The sequence below is a fragment of the Gammaproteobacteria bacterium genome (assembly GCA_022450155.1).
GTDB lineage: Bacteria > Pseudomonadota > Gammaproteobacteria > Arenicellales > UBA868 > REDSEA-S09-B13.
In genome coordinates this window covers 63665-85246 of record JAKUQR010000006.1, presented here as the reverse complement: position 1 = coordinate 85246, position 21582 = coordinate 63665, and the positions used below count along the sequence as shown (strand labels likewise).

Annotated in this window: 19 protein-coding genes; 11 read left to right on the top strand and 8 right to left on the bottom strand. The window is 54.7% G+C overall.

Annotated elements, in window-relative coordinates:
* The first annotated feature begins 63 nt into the window (after positions 1-63).
* Positions 64-1407, top strand: coding sequence for an aspartate aminotransferase family protein (locus MK323_04905; protein ID MCH2481498.1), 1344 nt, complete (start codon positions 64-66; stop codon positions 1405-1407).
* Positions 1408-1491: 84 nt separating this feature from the next.
* Complete coding sequence (locus MK323_04900; protein MCH2481497.1) at positions 1492-2907, top strand: amidase family protein; 1416 nt, start codon at positions 1492-1494, stop codon at positions 2905-2907.
* Between the two features lie 18 nt (positions 2908-2925).
* Here the strand turns inward: MK323_04900 and MK323_04895 are convergent, their stop codons facing one another.
* A complete protein-coding gene (locus tag MK323_04895) occupies positions 2926-3801 on the bottom strand; it encodes a DMT family transporter (protein MCH2481496.1) in 876 nt (291 codons plus the stop codon).
* A gap of 178 nt (positions 3802-3979) precedes the next feature.
* Between MK323_04895 and MK323_04890 the strand changes: the two genes are divergently transcribed.
* Positions 3980-5086 (top strand): dimethylsulfoniopropionate demethylase, encoded by a 1107-nt coding sequence (locus MK323_04890; protein ID MCH2481495.1) that lies wholly within the window; start codon positions 3980-3982, stop codon positions 5084-5086.
* Between the two features lie 66 nt (positions 5087-5152).
* A complete protein-coding gene (locus MK323_04885; protein MCH2481494.1) occupies positions 5153-6016 on the top strand; it encodes a CoA ester lyase in 864 nt (287 codons plus the stop codon).
* Positions 6017-6066: 50 nt separating this feature from the next.
* On the opposite strand, the gene MK323_04880 is transcribed toward MK323_04885, so the two are convergent.
* Positions 6067-7107 carry a sterol desaturase family protein gene (locus MK323_04880; GenBank protein ID MCH2481493.1) on the bottom strand — a complete coding sequence of 347 codons (1041 nt, stop codon included), beginning with the start codon at positions 7105-7107 and terminating at the stop codon, positions 6067-6069.
* Between the two features lie 155 nt (positions 7108-7262).
* Between MK323_04880 and MK323_04875 the strand changes: the two genes are divergently transcribed.
* The 5 genes from MK323_04875 to MK323_04855 all read left to right on the top strand — a co-directional run bounded on the left by MK323_04875 (position 7263) and on the right by MK323_04855 (position 11212).
* Entirely contained in the window at positions 7263-7820 is a 558-nt protein-coding gene (locus MK323_04875) for an NnrU family protein (protein ID MCH2481492.1), read from the top strand.
* A 28-nt stretch (positions 7821-7848) separates the two neighbouring features.
* Positions 7849-8325: a GFA family protein gene (locus MK323_04870; protein MCH2481491.1), complete on the top strand. Its 477-nt coding sequence runs from the start codon at positions 7849-7851 to the stop codon at positions 8323-8325.
* A gap of 101 nt (positions 8326-8426) precedes the next feature.
* Positions 8427-9269, top strand: coding sequence for a phytanoyl-CoA dioxygenase family protein (locus tag MK323_04865; GenBank protein ID MCH2481490.1), 843 nt, complete (start codon positions 8427-8429; stop codon positions 9267-9269).
* A gap of 111 nt (positions 9270-9380) precedes the next feature.
* Positions 9381-10340 (top strand): agmatinase, encoded by a 960-nt coding sequence (gene speB / locus MK323_04860; protein ID MCH2481489.1) that lies wholly within the window; start codon positions 9381-9383, stop codon positions 10338-10340.
* Between the two features lie 437 nt (positions 10341-10777).
* Complete coding sequence (locus MK323_04855) at positions 10778-11212, top strand: hypothetical protein (GenBank protein MCH2481488.1); 435 nt, start codon at positions 10778-10780, stop codon at positions 11210-11212.
* Between the two features lie 153 nt (positions 11213-11365).
* On the opposite strand, the gene MK323_04850 is transcribed toward MK323_04855, so the two are convergent.
* Genes MK323_04850 through MK323_04830 form a run of 5 tightly spaced genes read right to left on the bottom strand, consistent with a single transcriptional unit; the run spans position 11366 to position 16514 of the window.
* Positions 11366-13075 carry a thiamine pyrophosphate-binding protein gene (locus MK323_04850; protein ID MCH2481487.1) on the bottom strand — a complete coding sequence of 570 codons (1710 nt, stop codon included), beginning with the start codon at positions 13073-13075 and terminating at the stop codon, positions 11366-11368.
* A 45-nt stretch (positions 13076-13120) separates the two neighbouring features.
* Positions 13121-13975: an alpha/beta hydrolase gene (locus MK323_04845; protein MCH2481486.1), complete on the bottom strand. Its 855-nt coding sequence runs from the start codon at positions 13973-13975 to the stop codon at positions 13121-13123.
* Positions 13975-15000 (bottom strand): D-cysteine desulfhydrase family protein, encoded by a 1026-nt coding sequence (locus MK323_04840; GenBank protein MCH2481485.1) that lies wholly within the window; start codon positions 14998-15000, stop codon positions 13975-13977. Before MK323_04840 ends, MK323_04845 begins: the two co-directional genes overlap by 1 nt.
* A gap of 2 nt (positions 15001-15002) precedes the next feature.
* A complete protein-coding gene (locus MK323_04835) occupies positions 15003-15764 on the bottom strand; it encodes a sulfite exporter TauE/SafE family protein (protein MCH2481484.1) in 762 nt (253 codons plus the stop codon).
* 15 nt (positions 15765-15779) lie between these two features.
* Positions 15780-16514 carry an SDR family oxidoreductase gene (locus MK323_04830; GenBank protein MCH2481483.1) on the bottom strand — a complete coding sequence of 245 codons (735 nt, stop codon included), beginning with the start codon at positions 16512-16514 and terminating at the stop codon, positions 15780-15782.
* Positions 16515-16645: 131 nt separating this feature from the next.
* Here MK323_04830 and MK323_04825 point away from each other — a divergent pair, with 131 nt between their 5' ends.
* Both MK323_04825 and MK323_04820 read left to right on the top strand, forming a co-directional pair.
* Positions 16646-18007, top strand: coding sequence for a hypothetical protein (locus MK323_04825; protein MCH2481482.1), 1362 nt, complete (start codon positions 16646-16648; stop codon positions 18005-18007).
* Entirely contained in the window at positions 18004-18783 is a 780-nt protein-coding gene (locus MK323_04820; protein ID MCH2481481.1) for an enoyl-CoA hydratase-related protein, read from the top strand. Before MK323_04825 ends, MK323_04820 begins: the two co-directional genes overlap by 4 nt.
* Positions 18784-19039: 256 nt before the next feature.
* On the opposite strand, the gene MK323_04815 is transcribed toward MK323_04820, so the two are convergent.
* A complete protein-coding gene (locus MK323_04815) occupies positions 19040-21370 on the bottom strand; it encodes a DUF3604 domain-containing protein (GenBank protein MCH2481480.1) in 2331 nt (776 codons plus the stop codon).
* Between the last annotated feature and the right edge of the window lie 212 nt (positions 21371-21582).

Genomic DNA, 21582 nt, shown 5'->3' with positions numbered 1-21582 from the left:
TCAGAATGCCTGTGAATGAATGTCCCGGATACCCTTTTTTAGATTTTAATCAGAAGATAACCTGTGGATTCCAGCCTGAAAGATGATGCCAAGGATCTTTTGATCCGATATGGCGGTGATGCTTTTCCGAACCTCTTCCGGTCAGCAAAAGGGAGTATTGTCACTGACACTGATGGTCGTGAGATCCTGGATTTCACATCGGGTCAGATGTGCGCAACACTGGGCCACAACCATCCGGCGATCACTAAAGCTATTAAGGAGAGTTGTGACACTGCACTTCACATGTTCTCGGGGATGATTCCGGAGCCGGTCGTGAAACTCGCTAAAGCGCTTGCAGACTGGCTGCCATCACCACTGCGAAAATCCCTATTACTGAGTACGGGCAGCGAATCCAACGAAGCCGCTCTGCGTCTCGCAAAACTAGCCACCGGCGGATACGAGGTCATTGCTCTGGGCGGTTCCTGGCATGGGACGACCGGAGGTTCGGCTGCAGCGACGTTTGCAAGCGACCGACGGGGTTACGGTCCCAAAGTTCCTGGCAATCATGTAATTCCAGAGCCGAACGCTTACCGCTGTCCCATTGAACACTGTCGTGATACCTGCGACATGTCGTGCCTGAGAGTTGGCCTGAAGATGTTCGACATGGCAAGTGACGGCGCGCCGGCAGCGATAATCGCTGAACCCATTATTTCAGCGGGTGGTGTTATCGTGCCACCTGCTGGGTATTTTGACTGCTTGCGTGACGCCGCCCATCAACGCGGTATGCTGCTAATTTTTGACGAAGCGCAGACGGCGTTCGGTCGGGTAGGTGCGAATTGTTCGGCTACCAAGCTCAAAGTTACTCCCGACATCATGACACTATCCAAGACCCTCGGTGGCGGACTGCCTCTAGCCGCGACGGTCACCAGCCCTGAAATCGAAGACCGAGCGTATACTGCGGGATTCACCTTCTATACCAGCCACGTCTCTGACCCATTACCCGCATCGGTTGGCCTCGCTGTTCTTCAGACAATTCAACAAGAAGCCCTCGTCGCAAGAGCGATAAAAATGGGCAACTATCTGACAGAAAGACTGCGGGACCTTCAGCAGCGCCATGAATCTATCGGAGACATTCGAGGTGAAGGGCTACTGTTAGGCGTTGAACTGGTTACGGACCGGGAAACCCGACAACCGTTTCATCAGCTCGGCTCGGTAACTACGGAACGCTGCTTCGAACTTGGCCTGTCGATGAACATCCGACGCCGACCGGAACGCGGTGCCGTCTGGCGGATTGCACCACCTCTGACGGTAACGACCGATGAAATCGACCTTGCAATCACAATCCTAGACCAGGCACTTGTCGAGGGCTTAGAAACTCTTACCAGTAAGTGCATTAACCTTCAAAACCAGGACCCCAATGCAGAGTGAGAGGCCAGCAAGAGATAACCCAACACAATCTGTCTGACAGAACAATCTGGATATCAGGCCTGGCGAACACTGGAGCCCAAACTGATGAGTGTGCTATGGAAACAAAGTGCGGTCGATGTCGTCGGCCTGCTCCGATCCGGAGAGATATCCCCTGTTGAAGCCGTACAGGCAGCCATTGCGCGCATCGAAGCGGTTGACGGCAAGACCAACGCACTGCCCATCCATTGTTTCGACCGTGCAATTGAACGTGCTGAAACACTGGACCTAGCCAGTCACCGGCAAAACCCGAAAAGCCTGTGTGGTCTACCAATCGCTGTCAAGGACTACAACGATGTGGCGGGTGTACGTACGACCTACGGTTCGCCAATATTTAAGGACTATATTCCTGAACGCTCAGATGTCACCGTCGCCGTGCTGGAAAAGAATGGCGCCAACCCGGTTGCCAAGTCCAATGTGCCGGAATGGGCGGGTGGTCACACCTTTAATCCGGTAAACGGTCTAACGCGCAATCCTTGGAACCTTAGTCGAAGCGCCGGTGGCTCATCGGGAGGCTCCGCCGCGGCATTGGCGAGCGGCCAGGTCTGGCTGGCTACCGGTAACGACCTGGGCGGCAGCCTGCGCACCCCGGCAGCATTCAATGCGGTGGTTGGACTTCGTCCCAGTCCAGGCGTAGTACCTCGGGGTCACGGTAACCTGACGTTTGACACACTGTGGGTTGAAGGACCCATGGGAAGATCAGTGGGTGATGTCGCGCTGATGCTCGATGCTGGATGTGGTCTGCGCACTGAAGATCCTCTGTCTTTTAATCATCACTGCGATTCTTTTACCCAGGCAATCAAACAGCATCAGTTGCCAGAACGGGTGGCCTTCAGTACCGATCTTGGAATCGTGCCGGTTGCCCAGGATATCAGGGCCCTCACCGAAAACGCGGCTGCCAGTATTTCTCGACTGGGCGTCGATGTCTCTGATGACATCCCAGACTTTACCGGCGTGCTGGATGCATTCCATACCTTAAGAGGTGTTCTTCTAGCCACCCTGAAAGGCGAACTGGTTCAGCAGCATCGAGACGAGATTCTCAGCGATATCGTGAAGAACGTTGATGTGGGTTTTAACATGACCCCTAAGCGCCTGATAGAGGCTGAGCGGGTAAGGTGGACACTGGCCCGGCACATGGCTGAATTTTTTGAAACTCATGAGTTTCTAATCTGTCCGGCCGCATCAATTGCGCCGTTTGAATCAGAAAAGCCCTTTATTACGGAAATCGACGGCACGCCCTGTAAAACTTACATCGATTGGTTTGCAATTACCTTTGCACTGACCATGACCGGTTGCCCTGTGGTCAGCCTGCCTTGCGGCTTTACCGATGAAGGTCTACCCATGGGTCTACAGATCCTGTCAAAACCCAGACGCGAAGATGAACTACTGAGTTTTGCAGCCTTGCTCGAAGAACACTTTACGGTACGCGATCAACTGCCTATTGACCCACGCGAGGCCAGTTGAACGAAAGCTAACAGAGGACTACCGGGGAAGCCGGCGCTGTCTCAACACAATATACAAGCCGCTGGCAATAATCAGTACCGTGCCGAGTAGCGTCCACCAGTCGGGGGCTTCCTCCCACAGCAGATAGCCGAGTCCCAGGGCCCAAACAATGCCGGTGTACTTATACTGAGACAGCAGGCTTGCATCCCCAAATCGCAACCCCTCTGTCATCAGATAGATTCCAAAACTAAACACTATTCCACTGGCTGCCAGCAGTACCAGGGTATGCCAGGATAACGGCACCCAGCCGAACGGTGCTGTCGCCAGCGCGGTCAATGTAACTGCTGCACTGGAATAGAACAGCAGCGACACTGACGTCTCGCGGGCCAGTGCTGTGCGGACAATGAGTTCGCGCACAGCAGACAACAGCGCCACGAGTAAAGGACCCAGCATAATCCAGACAAATGCATCACCGACAGGCTTAACGACCAGCGTCGCACCGGCAAACCCCACCAGCACCGCGCTGATGCGCCGCCAACCCACTGTTTCGTTAAGAAACCAAGGGGCCAGCAGCGTTACAAAAAGCGGATTCGTAAAGAATATGATGGTGGCTATTGAAAGCGGCAGCCTGCTCAGCGAGAAAACAAACAGAAACAACGGGCCCACCAGCAACAGCGCACACCAGAGTTGCATGCCCATGTTGTGGACAGCAAGCGAGCGTAGGCCACCTGCTCTGTAGATCAGAAATGCCATCGGTACCAGCGCAAACAGACCCCGTACGAAGATCGCTTCACCGATAGGATGTTCTTCAACCACCAGCTTCATCATCGCATCATTGAAAGTGATGAAACCGATACCCACTACACTAAGCGCGATGCCTTTAATAGGTCGCCACTCACGGGCATCTACTGTCAAGTCATTGGTGTTTTCTATTTTTCTTCTCTTGTCAGTCGGTACCGATAGGGCAGACAGAACTCACCAGGACTGAGCTGTCACCCACCGCTTCGCTGCATTGCAGTGATTGTTTTTTTCGGCCAGTTGCGCACAATAGCCCCCCGAACTGGACAATCGCACTATACAGGATCACCTGCGCATGTCACTGCCCCTCATTTCGCCTTCCATCCGGGTACGACGGACGCCTTTTACCCGCCGCGTTGAGGAAGCCGGGGTGAAAGCTTATTCCGTGTACAACCGGATGCTGATACCCGGGTATTTCCGTTCCTTGGAAGAAGACTATGCACACCTGAAGCGTGCAGTACAGGTCTGGGATGTATCCTGCGAGCGGCAGGTTGAGATCAAGGGTCCAGATGCACTGGCACTGGCGCAAATGACCACACCGCGCGACCTGTCACGAATGACCGACGATCAGTGTTACTACGTGCCGATGGTCGATGATGCAGGTCAGATGCTGAACGACCCCATCGCCATTCGGCTCGCTGAAGAGCGCTACTGGTTATCGCTTGCCGACAGCGACATGCTGTATTACTGCAAGGGCCTCGCCATGGGCCGTGACTTGAACGTCGAGATTTTCGAACCTGACGTATCACCTCTTGCGGTTCAGGGTCCCAAATCGGACGAACTCATTGAACGGGTATTCGGCACAGACATCGTTGAGACCCGGTTCTTCCGACACAAAACGGTCAATTTCCAGGGCCAGGATATGATCATTGCCCGATCGGGTTGGTCTCACCAGGGGGGTTTTGAAATCTACCTGGACGGCAGTCAATATGGCGAAGACCTGTGGGACACGCTGTTTGAGGCCGGGAAAGATCTGGATGTTCGAGCCGGCTGTCCTAACCTGATCGAACGCATCGAAGCGGGTCTGCTGTCCTACGGTAACGATATGTCCATCGACGATACGCCGTTCGAATCAGGACTTGCTAAGTACTGCAATCTGGACACTGCCACCGGGTGCCTGGGACACCCCGCATTAGTTGAAAAAAAGCACCCGGATCGGCAGATCCGGCCACTGGCGGTAGCAGCCCCAGCAGTACCACCAATCAGTTGGTCCTGGCCGCTCACAGATACAGCCGGGAATGCCGCGGGTCACGTCTCCTCGATCACGTGGTCACCGGACTTTGAAATCAATGTCGCGATCGGTATGGTCCACAAGGACCACTGGACCGCGGGCACCACCCTGCACGTTCAAACCCCTGACGGACCACGCGACGCCGAAGTGCGTGACTCATTCTGGATTTGAATCGCCGATGACAGCGGGTAATTCTTCGCAGACACTACAATCTCTTCGCCAGACCGGGACAACACCATGACAGCCAGTGAGCGTGCTATCCGACCACGACGCACCTTTATCTTTGCACCGGGCCTTAAGCCGAAAATGTTCCCCAAGGCTCTTGCCTCCGGTACCGACATCGTCTGTGTCGAACTCGAAGATGGCATCGCACCCAAAGACAAAGACGAAGCCCGAGAAAAAGGCCTGGCCTTGTTTGCATCACCCCAGGCTGACGATGGTGTCGAGCGAATCGTGCGTATTAACTGCCTGCGTACGGCATTCGGTCTCGCCGATGTCAACGCTGTGCTGGCGACGGATACCCCACCACCGGCGCTGATGCTACCCAAAGTGATGACACCGGATGAAATCATCTGGCTGGACGATCTGCTGTCAGAACGCGGTCACGATACCCGACTGCACGTCATCATCGAAACCAATGCCTCACTGGAAGCAGTACACGATATCGCGCGCGCGAGCGCTCGTATTGACGCACTGTTTTTTGGTGGGGTCGACATGGCAGCCGAGCTTCGCTGTTCCAATGCTTGGGAGCCTTTGCTTTATGCACGGTCGCGGGTCGTACATGCTGCAGCCAGTGCTGGTATCGACGCAATCGACGTACCTTATCTCGACCTGGAGGACCCCGATGGCATGGCTGAAGAAGCAAGGCTTGCACGCGAACTGGGGTTCGGCGGCAAGGGCTCAATTCATCCCAAACAGATTCCGATTCTTAACGATGTCTTCACACCCAGTGATGCAGAAATTGCGCACGCGCGCCGCATTCTGAACGCGTTTTCTGAAGCGGATACAGGACTGGTGGTTGTCGATGGTAAGCTGATTGAAAAACCGATATTACGCGAGATGCAGCGTATCCTCTCTATTGCAGAGCGGTTAGGGTCGTAAAATTAATCGTCCAAACTGGCAAGTAAAGCTCAGCTGATTTAGCCGCCGCTTCAGGCCTCGGCCACCCTCACCCGCCGACCATTCCGGATAGCACTCCAGGCCTCGTCGGTACCGTCATGATCGGAACCAAATAATTTGTCCATGGGCACCAGGCTATTGCCATAGTTGCAGTTGTACAGCCGATGGTGCAGTTGATGGTGGAATGGACTCAATCCAATCACTGGCTTCCCACAGACAGTCAAAGATTCGTAGCCGCTATGACTCGTACCGGCACCGATGGCGTTCCACTGCAGGTGGAAGAAGATATGCACCGGATGGGAAGCAAACAGAATGTGGATCAGTACGTTGCTGAGGTAAATGAGGTGTTCAAGCGGGTGCATCGAAAACCCTGACCAGGGGCCGGTGCTCACATTGCGGTGATGAACCGCATGGGCGACCCGGTAGAGTGGCTTCCAATGAAGCAAACGATGGATGAAGTAGAAGTGGATCGAATCCCAAAATGGGATCGCAAATAATATCAACACAAACCAGACGGGATGCTCGCGCCAGTCAAGATAGAACGGCAACAGCTCGTTCGCATAACTCCACATAAAAAACACTTCATAGGCTGTCCACAACGTCACACCGCTGACACAACTCCAGAAGACGTTGTCCCACACCTGGTCACGGGCAAAAAACTTTCGGTCGTCCCGACCGAGCGCCTGACCACTGAACTTGAGCTGTTTGCCCTGACGCTTGAAGGTAAAAAAATAGAGATGAAGACCACCCACGATCAGCACGAAGAGCATGAGATTACGCAGATACATCTGGGCGATCCAGCTGAACTCGAATGTGGCACAGCGCGTAATCGCAGGCTGCAGGTAAGCCCAGGTAATCAGCGCAAACAACCCAAATGGCATGACAACTGAAAACAGGTAGGCCCTGGACAGCAGGTATTTAATCGCTGCAACCGGCCGCGGGGGCCAAACAAAAACCGGCACCCCTTCAATTGGAAGTAAGGGTTGATAATTCCAAGAAGACTTATTCTGCCCTGCAATACCGTCTGTGTTAATTGCACTCGCCATCGATCCCTCCAGGGAGTCGCTCGTCATTGTGCAGAAAATCAGGGTCGAGTAAAGTTATATTCACTCGTGATTGACACTGGCCCAGTGTCGGACAAGCCGGACTGCCGAGTAAGATAGGTGAACATCCCACTTGATGGGCTGCACTGCGGCCTGTGTTCTGCAAAACAAACTGGAGCAACATGATGACACTGCTGATAGTCGGCATTGTGGTCTTTTTTACGATCCACCTGGTCCCAAGCCTTCCTCCCCTGCGACGCAGAGCAGTACAGCGATTGGGAGAAAACACCTACAAACTGATCTACACCGCTGTGGCGGCTGCAGGACTGATCCTGATCATCTGGGGCAAGGCGACTGCCGGCTATGTCCACCTGTGGACACCGCCCGATTGGGAACAGACTGTAGCATTTCCACTCGTTCTAACTGCCTTGATCCTGCTGGCAGCCAGCCACATGCCGGGTAATATCAAGCGGCTGGTGCGTCACCCGATGCTGTGGGGAGTGACACTCTGGGCATTAGCACACCTGTGCGCAAATGGCGACATGGCCTCGCTGCTGCTGTTCGGCAGCTTCCTCGTTTATTCGCTTTTGGGCATCGTCTCGGCCACCCTACGAAAAACAGGGAAAATAACTGAACCACAACCTGTTTTCCGGGATGTCATTACGGTTGTGGCGGGTGCTGTTGTATTTGCTGTACTGGTGTTCCTGCACCCCTACCTGTTTGGCCCACAGTTAATCAATTAATGAAAATCTCGATGAGGACCCGAACACTGTGAAGATCTCTGGCAGTTGTCACTGCGGCGCCGTTGGTTACCAGGTCGATTCCGACGGCCCTTACCCCTATCAGAAGTGTTACTGCTCTATTTGCCGTAAGACAAGCGGCGGCGAAGGCTACGCGACCAACCTCCTGGCGGACGCCCGTACATTAAAGATCAACGGGGAAAAACACCTTGCGACTTACCAGGCAAAGCTCTGCGCCCCGGAATCCCGAAAGAGTGAGCACCGGCGATTGTTCTGTCGCCATTGTGGAAGTCACCTCTGGGCCTGGCACAGCGACTGGCCGGACTTTATGCATCCGATCGCCAGTTCTGTCGATTCTGAACTGCCCAGACCACCCTATTACACCCACATGATGCTGAACTACAAACCGGGGTGGGTGCAGACTTTTAGTGCAGAAATGGACCGTTGTTTCGATGAATATCCCGATGAATCCATCGCTGAGTGGCACACCCGACTGACATCAGACTGAGTGCGCGCTAAGTCGCTGGCATTGGAATGACCGCCGGGAGGATATTATTGGTGACGGGTATTCTCTGATGCATAATCATTCGTTCATCGAAGGAGGTCACCATGGCGGTTTCGGCCGATGAGGTCACGCAGTACCACGACACGGGCCTGATTTTTCCGCGGCGTGTGATGAGTGCCGCCGACGCGGCCAACTACCTCGCTGAACTCGAAGTCTACGAAACCAATTCTGGCGGTCCGATCAATGGCAAGTGGCGCTACAAGTCGCATCTTGTGTTTCCCTGGTTCAACCGACTCATGCGGCACCCGGCAATTCTTGACCTGGTGCGCGCTATCCTGGGGAATGACCTGATGGTTTGGACCACCCATATCTACCCCAAGGAGCCTGGTGATGGCCGCTTTGTTTCCTGGCACCAGGATAGCGCCCACTGGGGCCTCGACAGTGACCAAGTGCTGACGGTCTGGGTGGCTCTGACAGATACTACCCGAGAGAATGGATGCATGCGCATGATTCCGGGCAGCCACCACAAGGGCCAGGTGGAGCACCAGGATACCCAGGACGCAAACAATATCCTGACCCGTGGCCAGACCATACAAGATGGGATTAACGAAGAAATATCTGTCTGGGTCGAACTCAAAGCCGGCGAAGCATCAATTCATCATGTTGATATGTTTCATGCGTCAACGCCGAATTGTTCTAGCAAGAGGCGCGTCGGCGTTGCTATACGCTATATCACACCCAGCGCCCGTCAGACCCGAATCGACGAGGATTATGCGACACTGGTCAGTGGAGAAGACCGCTTTCGCCACTTCAACGAAGAGATCACTCCGGAATCCACCATGTCTTCTGATGCCGTCGACTTCCACGAGCATGTGGCGGACCTCCAGGGTCAGATTTATCTCACCAACACGGACCGAAATAGCATTGCCGGACTCCAGGACCCATAAAGATCCGATGCAACCTCTTGAACCCGCGGTCTCGCCATAAGAATCCCCGACTACTGAGTCCATCACTGACCACACTTTTACTGAGCACACGTCATGACAGATAAACCCAGGATGACAACCGATGGCGCACTGACGACGTTGGACATTCACTCGCTGCCGGAAGAAACCACCTACGCCGGTGTGACCAGTTTTCTCCGCCGGCCCTATCAAAAAGATCTCAGTGATATAGACGCTACCGTAGTCGGTATCCCCTTCGACACGGCAACGACTAACCGCCCGGGCGCCCGTTTCGGACCTCGTGGAATCCGGAACGCATCGGTAAGCCTAGCATTCGGTACCCGCGTTTACGGCTGGGATTTTCACCCCATCCGCGAGATGCGAATCTGTGATCACGGTGATCTACCGTTCGACTTTGCTCAGCCAGCAAAGGTCCCTCAGCAAATCGAAGAATACATCTCCTGGATGCTGGACCAGGATGTCATGGTGCTGTCACTGGGAGGCGACCATTTCATCAGCTTACCACTGATCAAAGCACACGCTGGAAAACACGGTAAGCCGATTTCCCTAATCCACTTCGACGCGCACAGTGACACCTGGCCTGATGAACATGCTGATGGCGTGAATCACGGCACCATGTTTTGGCATGCAACACAACAGGGGTTCCTCGATCCTGCGACATCTGTTCAGATCGGCCTGCGGACCGACAACCAGGACACCCTGGGTTTCAATATCCTCGATGGTCCCTGGGTGCAACACCACGGTACGGATGCCGTAATCGAACACATCCGCAAGATTGTTGGGGACAACAAAACCTACCTGACCTTTGACATCGATTGTCTGGATCCCGCATATGCCCCGGGTACCGGTACGCCCGTCTGTGCTGGGCTCACTACCAGCCAGGCCAGGGAAATTGTGAAAGGTCTGGCCGGTATCAACATCGTGGGAGCTGATCTGATGGAAGTGGCTCCGCCTTACGACCACGCTGAGATTACCGCACTGGCTGGGGCAACACTGGCGCTCGATTTTCTTTGCCTGTTCACCAAAGCACCCTGGCGCAAAATCACCCGATAATTTGGCTTAGACCCAGCACCCGGTTAAAGGCGAAAACAATCGGGATTTTACCGCTGATTTCCGCGTGGTACGCGGATGGCTCCCCACCCTCCAAATTCAAACGGGGGCGGCAGCCCATTGTGGCTCTTACCGCCCCCGCACGGAACCGTCGGGTGGCGTCATCGTCTTAACCTCCTCGGTGTGATTAAGGGGGAAACGATCGCTGCAAACTACCACAACCGGACCGTTTGGCAATTGGGCCAGCAGGACCCCGGTCACATTCACGGCAATCTAGAAATTTTGCTCCCACTTACTGTGACTTGCCAGATCGATTTAGTTATTCTAACTATGAACAAAGAATATATCGTTTGTCGACTCCTTTTATTTCCTATAAATTTCGCACCGATTTAATCGTTCAAGCCTTTTCGCTCTCTACTTTATGGATTAATTAAACTAATATGTCTAAATCACCACCCCGATTCCTCGACCAGACGGTCGCAAAATGGACCGCCGCAAACGACGAACATGTTCTCAAAGGACCTGAGTCGGCACTGCTGACCGTACTGGACTCAAAAGAATTCAGTATTCTCGACTATGGCATCGTCATGCGGCGCGCCCAGCGAGCCCGGGCCCAAACAATACGCCTGTTCGTCGGTCAGTTGGGCCGCGCAATGAGTCGCGTAATAAACGCGCTATGGGCAAATCCGGTTGATAAGCATCGCAGAACCCGTGCCTACCGCCAGCGAGATCAACTGATCCGGTCACTACCCAGTCACCTGCTGCGGGACATCGGCATTGAACCACCGAGTCGATTTCAGACACACTCGAGTCAGTTTCAGTCGCCCCAGGGCTTTCAGACCTGGGTTGCCTACCACCAGACATTCTGGCGATAACCGGTAGTCCACCCGGTACTGACCCTTGGCCGGGTATTTCTACCCGGTCGGCTGATTCCTCCTATTTCCCGGCCAGGGTTTCAGGATAACGTGCCCGGCCAGTAGTTGACCGAGGCGCGGGATCGCCTTGCAACGATGGCAGCGCAAGTGGCGTCAGTCTTCGCCTCCCTCAAATGCTGCCAGTTCGCTCATGAACGACCCTGCAATATCGGCATTGATCTTGCAGTCGAGCAGGATAGGTCCTTCCAGTGAACGTATCGAGGGCGCTGCCTGTTCTAGATCGTCCATGGTCCGGATTGTAAATGCCTCAAAAGCAAACCCTTCGGCGATGGGTGCAAAGTCCACATCCGGAAACACCGACGTGTCTACCGGACGCTGGTGCATCTTTAAGAAGTGCAGTTCGGCACCATAGGCACAATCGTTCATCACCACGATAATCAACGGCAAATCTTCGCGAACAACCGTTTCTAGTTCGCTGATGGTCATCAGGAATCCGCCATCACCCACAATCAGCACGGTCGTGCTACCAGACCGCGCACGGGCAACACCCAACGCCGTACCAAACCCAAGGCCGATGGACGCAAAATTTGTGGTGAACTTGAAATGATCCGGGCCTGGTACCGAAATGTAAGGCACGATGCCGAGAAAATTACCCGCATCGTAGACCAGGTTGCGTTGTTCGGGCAGTATTCGATCCAGTGCGATACCCAATGATCTGGGGTCAATAGTACGGGCCGTATGTGCGGCTAGGAAATCACCTGCCGGGTCGAATTCTGCAATGCGCTGACGCGTTTCGGAGGTATGAAAGGGCCGGTCTTCCATCGACCGCACTGGCAGTAGCGCCAGCAACTGTTCGCAGACCTGCTTTGCGTCGCCCACCAGTGCTACGTCAGCCGAATACCACCGACCAATGTGGGTTCGTTCGCTATCGACCTGGATCAAGGGCACAGCCGGGACCGCAGAGCCAAAACTGGTTGTCCAGAAATTGAGACTGGCACCAAAAACTATGATGCTGTCTGCCTGATCGATGTAACGTCGCCCCACCGAGTGCGTGAAAGAACCGATAATCCCGATCTGATAAGGGTGACCCCGGAACATCTCCTTGGCCCGTGCCGTGGTCAACAGCAGGGCACCAAGCCGATCAGCAAGTTGTTCCAAAGCTTCTCTCGCACCGGCGCGGTGTGCGCCCAGACCGGCAATAATCAAGGGCCGTTCACTCCGACTCAGACAATCGACTGCCGATTGAACTGCCTCGGGTCGCGCAGAATCTGTCTGGGCTTCCGGCACCACGACAGATGGTGCTGGATCGCCATCGTCCCACTCGAATTTTGCGAGTTGAATGCTGGTCGGCAGCAACAGAGCAACCGCGTTGCCCTGCATAGCCAGCGCAGCAGCATCTGCCAGCGTCGTGCGTGCCCCGATAGCACTTGTCGCGCGAAGCACCTGCAATCCAGCGGCGGTCAACACGCCCAGGGCATTGAACGCTTTGTAGTCAGGGCCCAGTGCGTTGGTCGATGACGTTCCAAAGGCAGCGTCTCCGTAAATAATGAGCACACGCGAACCGGTGCGGGCAGCGTAAACAGCGGCATGCAGACCATTGGCTGTAGCCGGTCCTCGCCCGATCACTGCTATACCCAAGGAACCAGTGGCCGAGGCGTAGCCCTCGGCCATCGAGATGGCCGCATTCTCGTGCCGGGCACCATGAAAGGTTATACCGGCCATGTCGAGCGCGGTCACGAACAACGCTGTGTCATCACTCATCAAACCAAACACTGCTTCAACGCCGAGCGATTTGATATCGGCTGCCAACACTTCATAGACGGGCACTGTACGCACCGCGTGACCACTTTCTACCGTATTCATATCTGCCTCCCCTGATGACCACCGATTGGTTTCCCGGACCGGGCATCAACTGATCAGCGATGCCACCTCACGGTCAATAATCTCGGGCGCCTCGTAGACCACTACATGCCCTACGTCAGGCAGCCATGTATTACGGGCACCTGGAATCTCAGCACCCAGCCTTTCTGAATGCCACCGTGGACAGGTTCTATCCTGCTCACCGCAAACAACGATTGTCGGCACTTTGATCTGGCCTAAAGCCGGGTAATGATCCTCCCTGACCTGAAAATCAACCAGCGCTACCCGGTCCTTTGTACTATTTGCACCCAGTATCGCGCGGGTGACTTCAACATGCTCTTCCTGGGCGACTTTTCCAAAGAGCGTACGAATGAATAAACGACCCAACCACTTCGAGGACAGGATCAACGGCATCAGACCAACCCTGATCAGCGGAATCTGTAGTTGGTTCTGGAGACTGCCCTTAGCGGCGATCCCCGCATGCCCACTGACCAGCAACATTGCCCGCAGTCTTGCCTCCACCACCGTTGGATGGTTTTCAGCCAGTACCACGGCCAGAAAAGCCCCCATCGAGTGTCCCACCAGTATGCCGTCTGTAACGTCGAAATGCTCGAGCACCGCCTTGTAATCACCCGCCATCTGACGCGACCCGAGACCATCGGCACCGATGCTCGACTGCCCGTGTCCCCGCTGGTCGAAAAGGATGATTCGAACATGTCTGTTGAGCAGTTGCTCTAGCACAAGGTTAAAACAACGCAGTTCGTTAAAGATCCCGTGGGCCAGTACCACCACTGGTCCTTCCCCCACTGCAATACAATGCAGACGGGTACCGTCAGGCCGTTCAATAAATGTCGTAACACCCTCGGGTGTGCGGGTAAGTCTTTCCAGATCCTTGAACGCCATCACTGTCCCTCCAACAGCTGTGCACCGTAAGCAAAGATCCCCGGGGTCCCGCCAGTATGAACAAACAGAAGCGTGTCCTGGGAATCAAGCTCCTGTGCTCGTTGCAGACAGCCAGCGAACGCTTTTCCAGTATAGACAGGATCAAGCAGGAGCGCTTCGTGGTGCGCTCCCAGCTTGATCGCCTCGCGGGTCGGGGGATTCAGCTGGCCGTAACCAGGCGCAAGAAAGTCGTCCTGCAGATAAATATCTGCGTCTGTGACTGGGGACTGCACTTCCAGCAGTTCTGAGATCTCGCGGCACCGCGCTCGAATTCTAAGCGCCTGCGCACCGGAATCTCGGCGTACACAGATACCCAGCACGCGAATCGACGATCCCAGCATCCGCAGCCCAAACAGCAAACCAGCGTGTGTGTGTCCGCTGCCGGATGCCACCACGATCTCACTGACTGCTTGATCCATCGCAGTCAGTTGCGAGACTATTTCCTGTGCCGCAACCACATAACCCAACGCCCCAAGTGGCGGATGACCAGGGGCCAGAGGAATAACATACGGCCGGCTCCCCTGCGCCCTGAGAACATCTGCGATCTCGTGAATACTCAAGTCGGCTCCTGACTCATCCTCACCATCTGGATAACTGTGAATAGTCGCGCCAAGCAACTGATTGAGAAGTACGTTTCCTGAATTCCGGTATAAAGCGTCCTCACTCTTCACCCGTTCTTCGAGCTGAATGTGGCAGGCCAGTCCATATCGAGCTGCTGCAGCCGCCGCCGCGCGTACGAAGTTCGACTGCACTGCACCAGTAATCAGGATCGTATCGGCATCTTGTGAAAGAGCATCACCAATGTAGTACTCGAGCTGGCGCGCCTTGTTACCGCCAAGAGCAAGACCGGTGCAATCATCACGCTTGACGTACAGCACCGCACCGCCGATTTTCACGCTCAGGTTCGGAAGATGCTCGATAGGGGTGGGTGTATGGGCCAGAACAGCGCGAGGCAGTTTTTCGAGCCTTTCCAGACCATTTCCCACGATCAGGTCCTCACTAGAACATACCCCGCGTTAACAAAAAGACCCAGCGAGGTAGCGGTGAGTAAAACAACCGTGATTCTGATGAACATGCGCTCCGTGATTCGCGACGCCAGTATTCGGCCGATCAGTATTCCGACTAATGTCGCCGGTATGAGCGCAGCGGTGACTTTTAATGTAGCAGGGCTCACCCCGGCCATCAAAGCCTGTAATGTAATTGCCACCGGATAGGAAAACACAAAAAGGGCCAGGATTGTCGCCCGGATCGTTTCCGGTGTAGCTCCTAAACGAACCATTCGGGCGACTGGCAGTGGACCTGGTATCGCGAGACTCGCATTCATGATTCCGGCCATTATGCCGACTGTCAGGTCCCTCACTCTACTCGAAGGAGTAGATAGCATGTTCGCACGACCGCCGACCCGGCCCGTTATAAACAGGACAGATATCATTACAACCAATCCAGTCAGAACTTTCAGTAGAATCAGATCAATAACTAGAAAAATAACGACGCCCAGGGGTACACCCACACCTGCCCCAATCACAAATAATCTGAGCAGGCGCCGGTCCACGAATGATCGCAGCGATGGCACGAGAATCAGAGCAATCAGCAGACTCAGCATAATAGCAACTTGAATCGCAGCACTGCTGTTCAACACAATCAGCAGCACTGATACAGCAATTAAGCCAAAACCAAATCCGGTTGCAGCCTGGACCAGAGCAGCACAGAAAACGACACAATGCAGAAGAATCCAGTGGCTTTCCGGCACAATAAATAGCCGCTCTTAGTACTGTGCTCTACCGCCTGATACATCGAAACAGGCCCCGGTGGAATAACTGCAGGCCGGACTCGCCACGAAGGCCACCATGTCGGCCACCTCTTCGACCCGGCATAGACGACCCATCAGAGTCCTTTCTTTGATCCCGGCGATATAGTCGTCACTCATCTCTTTCATGAGATCTGTTTCGGCAAGGGTTGGGGTAATACTGTTGGCAGTGATACCAAATGATGCCAACTCGCCAGAAATGCCCTTCATAAATCCAATGACACCGGCCTTGGCTGCATTATAGGCACTGACATTGGCGATCCCTTCTTTACCGGCCTGGCTGGCAATGCTGACAATTCGTCCGTATCCGGATTGTTTCATATGTGGAACGATGGCACGCGTACATAGAAAGACTGCAGTCAGATCGACCGCAATTACCCTCTCCCAGTTTTCCAGTGGATAGTCCTCAACCGGCACCTGGGGACCGTTGACACCCGCATTGTTGACCAGGATATGGATCTGTCCTGCCGTTGACAGTGCTGCCTCGACGGCTGATTGAACCGCATCTTGGTCAGTGACATCGATCCGTTCAACCCCGAGAAACCTTCTGTCACCCACGATTGGGGACGGCTCCTGATCCCAACCAAATACACGAACACCGCTTTGCATCAAACGCTCAGAAATCGCCAGCCCGAAGCCTCTGGCAGCTCCCGTCACTATGGCCACCTGATCCGTCATGTTGTTATCGCTCATCAGCTTCGCCCCTTCTGAACTGTCTCCGGTTAACCGGAAGAATATCATTCAACCTTAATCAGTGACCCTGGTTTACGATCGAAATACCGGGTATGTTGATCACTGGCTGAAACACGGGAAAACTTAAAACCATGGCACAACGCCTGTGGAACCCAAAAAAGGAACTGATGTCGCGCGCTGAAACGCGAGCACTACAGCTTATCAAGCTCAAGTCCCTCCTCAGCCGGGTCTATGAACAATCGCCCTATTATCGGGTTAAGTTCGATAAAGCTGGCGTGAACCCTCAGAACTTGAAAAGCCTCGAACACTACCAGGACTATCCGTTTTTCGATAAAGACGAAGAGCGCGCCAGCCAAGAAGCGGCCAGGGAACAAGCGGGGCACACATTCGGTCTGCACATCACCTGTAATCCCAAGGCTGTAAACCGCGTGTCATCCTCCTCCGGAACGACCGGATCACCAACCTATAGCGGCTTTACCCTGACCGACCGTGAAATTACCAACGAAAACCAGGCCCGTGCCCTGGTTCGCCTCGGCATAGAACCCGGTGATGTGGTCATGCACGCCAGCGTACTGTCAATGTGGATTGCCGGTATCCCGGGTGTTGACTCAATGATGGCTTATGGCGTGTGCTTGGTACCGGTCGGTGCGCTCAGCGGAGTTGAACGGGTCGCCCAGATCGCTCGCGATACCCGACCCAAATCGATTAAATGCACAGTGTCCTTTGCTCAGTATCTGGTCAAACACATGGAAGAGCGTACTGGGATAGATCCGCGAACACTGGGACTGGAAAAGGTAGTCGTATTTGGTGAACCCGGTGGCTCAATACCGGAGATCTACGAGCCTCTGGAAAAAGGGTTTGGCGGCGCGATGGTGCACGACATCATGGGCGCAACCGGCTGCCACAGCCCAACCGGCATTTCCTGCGAAGAGCACAACGGCATACACTTCTATGCCGAGGACAACGCCATGTTCGAGATCTGCGATCCTGGAACACTCCAGTCCCTGCCCATTGAGGACGGTGTTGAAGGAGAGATCGTGTTTACGGGTCTAGAACGGGAGTGCGGGCCGCTGATCCGCTGGCGGGATAAAGACATCATTCAGGTCGCCACCGAACCGTGCCGCTGCGGCCGCCCCGGCCCCCGTATGCTGTTCAAGGGCCGTGTCGACGACATGCTGCTGGTCAAGGGTGTTAACGTATTTCCCAACGCCGTCCGCGATGTGATCAATAAAACCTCCGACCTCACAACCGGCAATATTCGTATCGTTAAATCCGGCCCCGGTCCGGTAGTCCCGGCACCGGTACTCGTAAAAGTCGAAGTCAAAGCGGGTTTGCCCGATGAACAAAAACAGGCGCTTGCCGGTGATCTCGACAATGCCATCCATCATCAGCTTCGATTTCGGGCTACATTCAACTTTATCGATGAAGGTGAGTTTGAACTATTAAAAGGTGCGACCGGAAAGACCCGCCTGGTTGAGGAGGCAGACCAATGAGTACGCAGGAACGTGTTTTGTACGAAAACCGAGGCCACGTGGCCGTGATCACCCTGAATCGCCCTGCAGTACTGAACGCATTTGATCGGGACATGTATGATGGCGTTAACCACGCGCTGCAACTTTTCCGTGACGACAGTACTGCATACGTCGGTGTTTTGCAGGCAGCGGGAGACCGCGCATTTTCTGCGGGTGCCGACGTCAAGGCGATCGCTGCAGACATGGAGGCCGGCACCTTTGAGGGTTACGGCCCCCTGATCAGCGACGATAACATGGTCACCGCCAAACCGATCATTGCTGCAGTCCATGGGCACTGTATTGGCGAAGGCGTGAATCTCATGCTCGCCTGCGACCTGGTGGTCGCTGACGAAACCGTCAAAGTCGCCGTGTCCGAGGCCCGGATCGGGATCAATGCCGTGGACATTCCCCTTAAACTCGCCCGTAAGCTCGGCTACGCCAAGGCCTTTGCGCTGCTCGCACCGGGCGATGCCAAGGATGCGGCCTGGTGCCAGGCAGCTGGACTGGTGGAAATCATCACGCCAGCGGGCCAGGCACAGTCCCGGGCATTCGAGCTCGCGACAGAAATTGCGCAAAGCTGTGCACCCCTGGCGGTTCAGGCCCAAAAGGAAACGCTCTGGCGGGCCGTCTTTGAAGATGAAGCAGCAGGCCGACGTGCGGGCATGAACTGGCGCGAACTTACCCGATCTTCTCGGGATTACGCTGAGGGCCAAACGGCTTTTATCGAGCGGCGAAAACCGATCTTTACCGGTAAATAAAAGCCTCGTCTGAATCAGCCTACGCCACCACGTTTGCATTTATGGGGCTCACGAAAGATATCCCTACCCAGTTCGTTCATGTGCGCGTTGGAAACGCAGTTTGCCAGCTCATCATATCTACGAAGATGGTGCTCTTCCCATACCCAGTTTTCTGTGCAGCGGAAAGACTACTGGACCCGGAATGTGGGGGCCAGGGCATTTCTCGGTCATGCAGGTTGAGCCTTTGATGTCTTAGCCGACAAACAAAGCAAAATGGTCAACCTTCCTCACGATAGACAAAAATCGGGCTGCTCCAAGCCTGGAAGCCATCCTCGGTATATACCGAAACCCAGACAGGATTGTCGCCCACTGGTCGAATCGGCACTGCTACCGTTTCAATCATTTCCCGATGTGGATTCTCGTCCGGCAGGCGGAAGAGCTTTATCCGCCGTTCAAGTCCACCGGCCTCCATCACCAAGTCATCGATACCGATGTCATCCAATGCTGTGGCGAGCCCGCCGTGATTGGTCGTCAGGTCGATCCGGCTATCTGCAACGCTGTCCAGCCAAACATCGAACCCCGCATAATTCCCTGTCGTGATCGTATCGAACTGCACGGTATCGGACCCTTGCTGATCGACTAGTTTTTCGTGATTCCAGATGTTGATCTTGTTCATACGCTGTATGGTAGTGCCTTGAAAACGCGCCCGGCCCTTCCAGTAGGTCGTCCGCCCCCGACCACGGTACTCCGCACCTCCCCACAGAACCCGGACACGACCACCCAGGTCATCCACCGTATAAGGCCGCAAGGTCCGTAACACATCCTTGCCATTTCGCACCTCGATTCGTTCAATCGGCGACTGGGTGATCACCTCGATTCTCAAGCTGAGTGTGTCGCCATCGGTCTGGACGATATCACCCATCATTACCTCGTCGACGACCGACGAGGCGGCATCGGGAAAGACTTTTGGATCACGCTCAAAAAGCTGCCCGCCGCCGGACAGTTGTGCGCGCACGTCCAGGTGCAGGCGGGTTCCGGTAGTGCCGTAGTGGTGGCGTCGCCGCAGACACGCGAACAGCCCGTCACGGCTCAGCTCTTCGGCGTAAAAACAAGTCAGCCCACCATAAGCGCCAAAGGTCGCCGCCCCTGGGTAGCTTGCACCCGGACGACCCTTGTGACCATCGCTATTGCAGACCACACCGCAACGATGACCGAGCGCAAACCCATCGGTCAGCAACCACTCAAACGTTCCCCATGCCGAATGAATTTCCATCGCCGTCTCAAGCCGGGGGTCATGGGCATAGGCCGTGTCCGCGTAGCGGCCGCCGACGTGGGCGTAGACGACACAATCTTCTTCCTGTAGCACTTCAAACAGCCTATTGGCGTCAGATGCATCTGTGTCGAGGTCGGAACGATCGGTTAACAGTGCATGGGATGATCGACGAATCTGACGTCCTTCGCTGCGAAAGTAGACGTTGCGATCACCGCCAACCGCTGTATTGCCCGACCACTCGTATCCTGGCAGGGTCACAAACGTTCCCTCGTCGTTATACTCGGCACTCAGTTCGTTGAGATAAGCCCAGAAAGCATTGTTGATCTGAAAATCATTCGCCTGGTGACCTGTTGCATCCAGAAACGCCTTGTTGCGAGCGAAGTCGAAGTACTGACGAGACGTTGTGATCCCGATTGACTCACCACTTTGCCCATGCATGTCACCCCAATAACCGGCAAAGGACCCCTCCCGGATCACCAGGGGATGCGACTCGGCGACGATAGCACTCGTCGTGTCACGCACCTGGATACGCAGCACACCGGGTTCAGCAACACTCAGATCGTCAAAGACGATCGCTTTTTTACCTAGGAGATATTCGAACGTACCAGGCAGTCCGTCTACCGCAATATTGGTCTGGAAAATGAAGCTGCCTATGGCGCGGTCGGTCGGGTTGCCCCACTTGTCTTCAGCTTTAAGTCCAAACCGAAAGTGCTCACCAGGTCGTCGCAAAGACGGCAGAACGGCTTTCCAAACGACCGGAGGCCCGGGAACGATTGAAACCGTTGGTGTGTCAGGGATCGGCACAAACTGTCCAACAGCACAGACATCGGCCAGAACCTTGAACTCAAACCCACCGTCAGCCATGGTCTGAACCCGCATACCTGGCGAACCGCCCGAGGTATCGCCAAATACAATAGTGATGACATCACCTTCCTTCAGGTAACCCCCGTTAACGGTCACGGTCAGGGATTTCCAGCGTGGCCGGGCAGACACACCACGATGACGGTATTCAACTGCCAGGGGTATCCCGCTACTCGACCTGGCCGTGACATAGTTAGGTGACTTCGGATCTGAGGACTGCAATGCCTGGCCGTCTCCCATTGCCCGGAACACGACCCGTATAGACCCAGTGTCGTCCAGACCATAGCGCCCAACCGTATAAGTTAGGTGAAATGTCTGCAAGCTGCGGACCTCAACTGGGTCATGGGGTTCCAGCACAGCGTAACCGTATAAAACCGGATCTTCAGCTGGTTCAGCACTGGGCCATACTTCGCCAACCAGGTCCTCAGCCACTGGACCATCTACTGCGTTGACTGATTTTTCGAGCTTTGACATATGTTTTCTCTGGCAACAGGCAACCAGACCGAATCCTTTCACCACCTCAAACGGATACTCCTTCTGATAAACATTACCGTAACGAACGCAGGCATGCAGGTTTCCATCCACTCTGGCAGTTCGGTTACGGCCAAGTTGCACCGATCAAAAGATCATATTACAGTGTTCGACAATTCGCATGCACATGCGGAACGCTGTGGAGATCGGCGTGC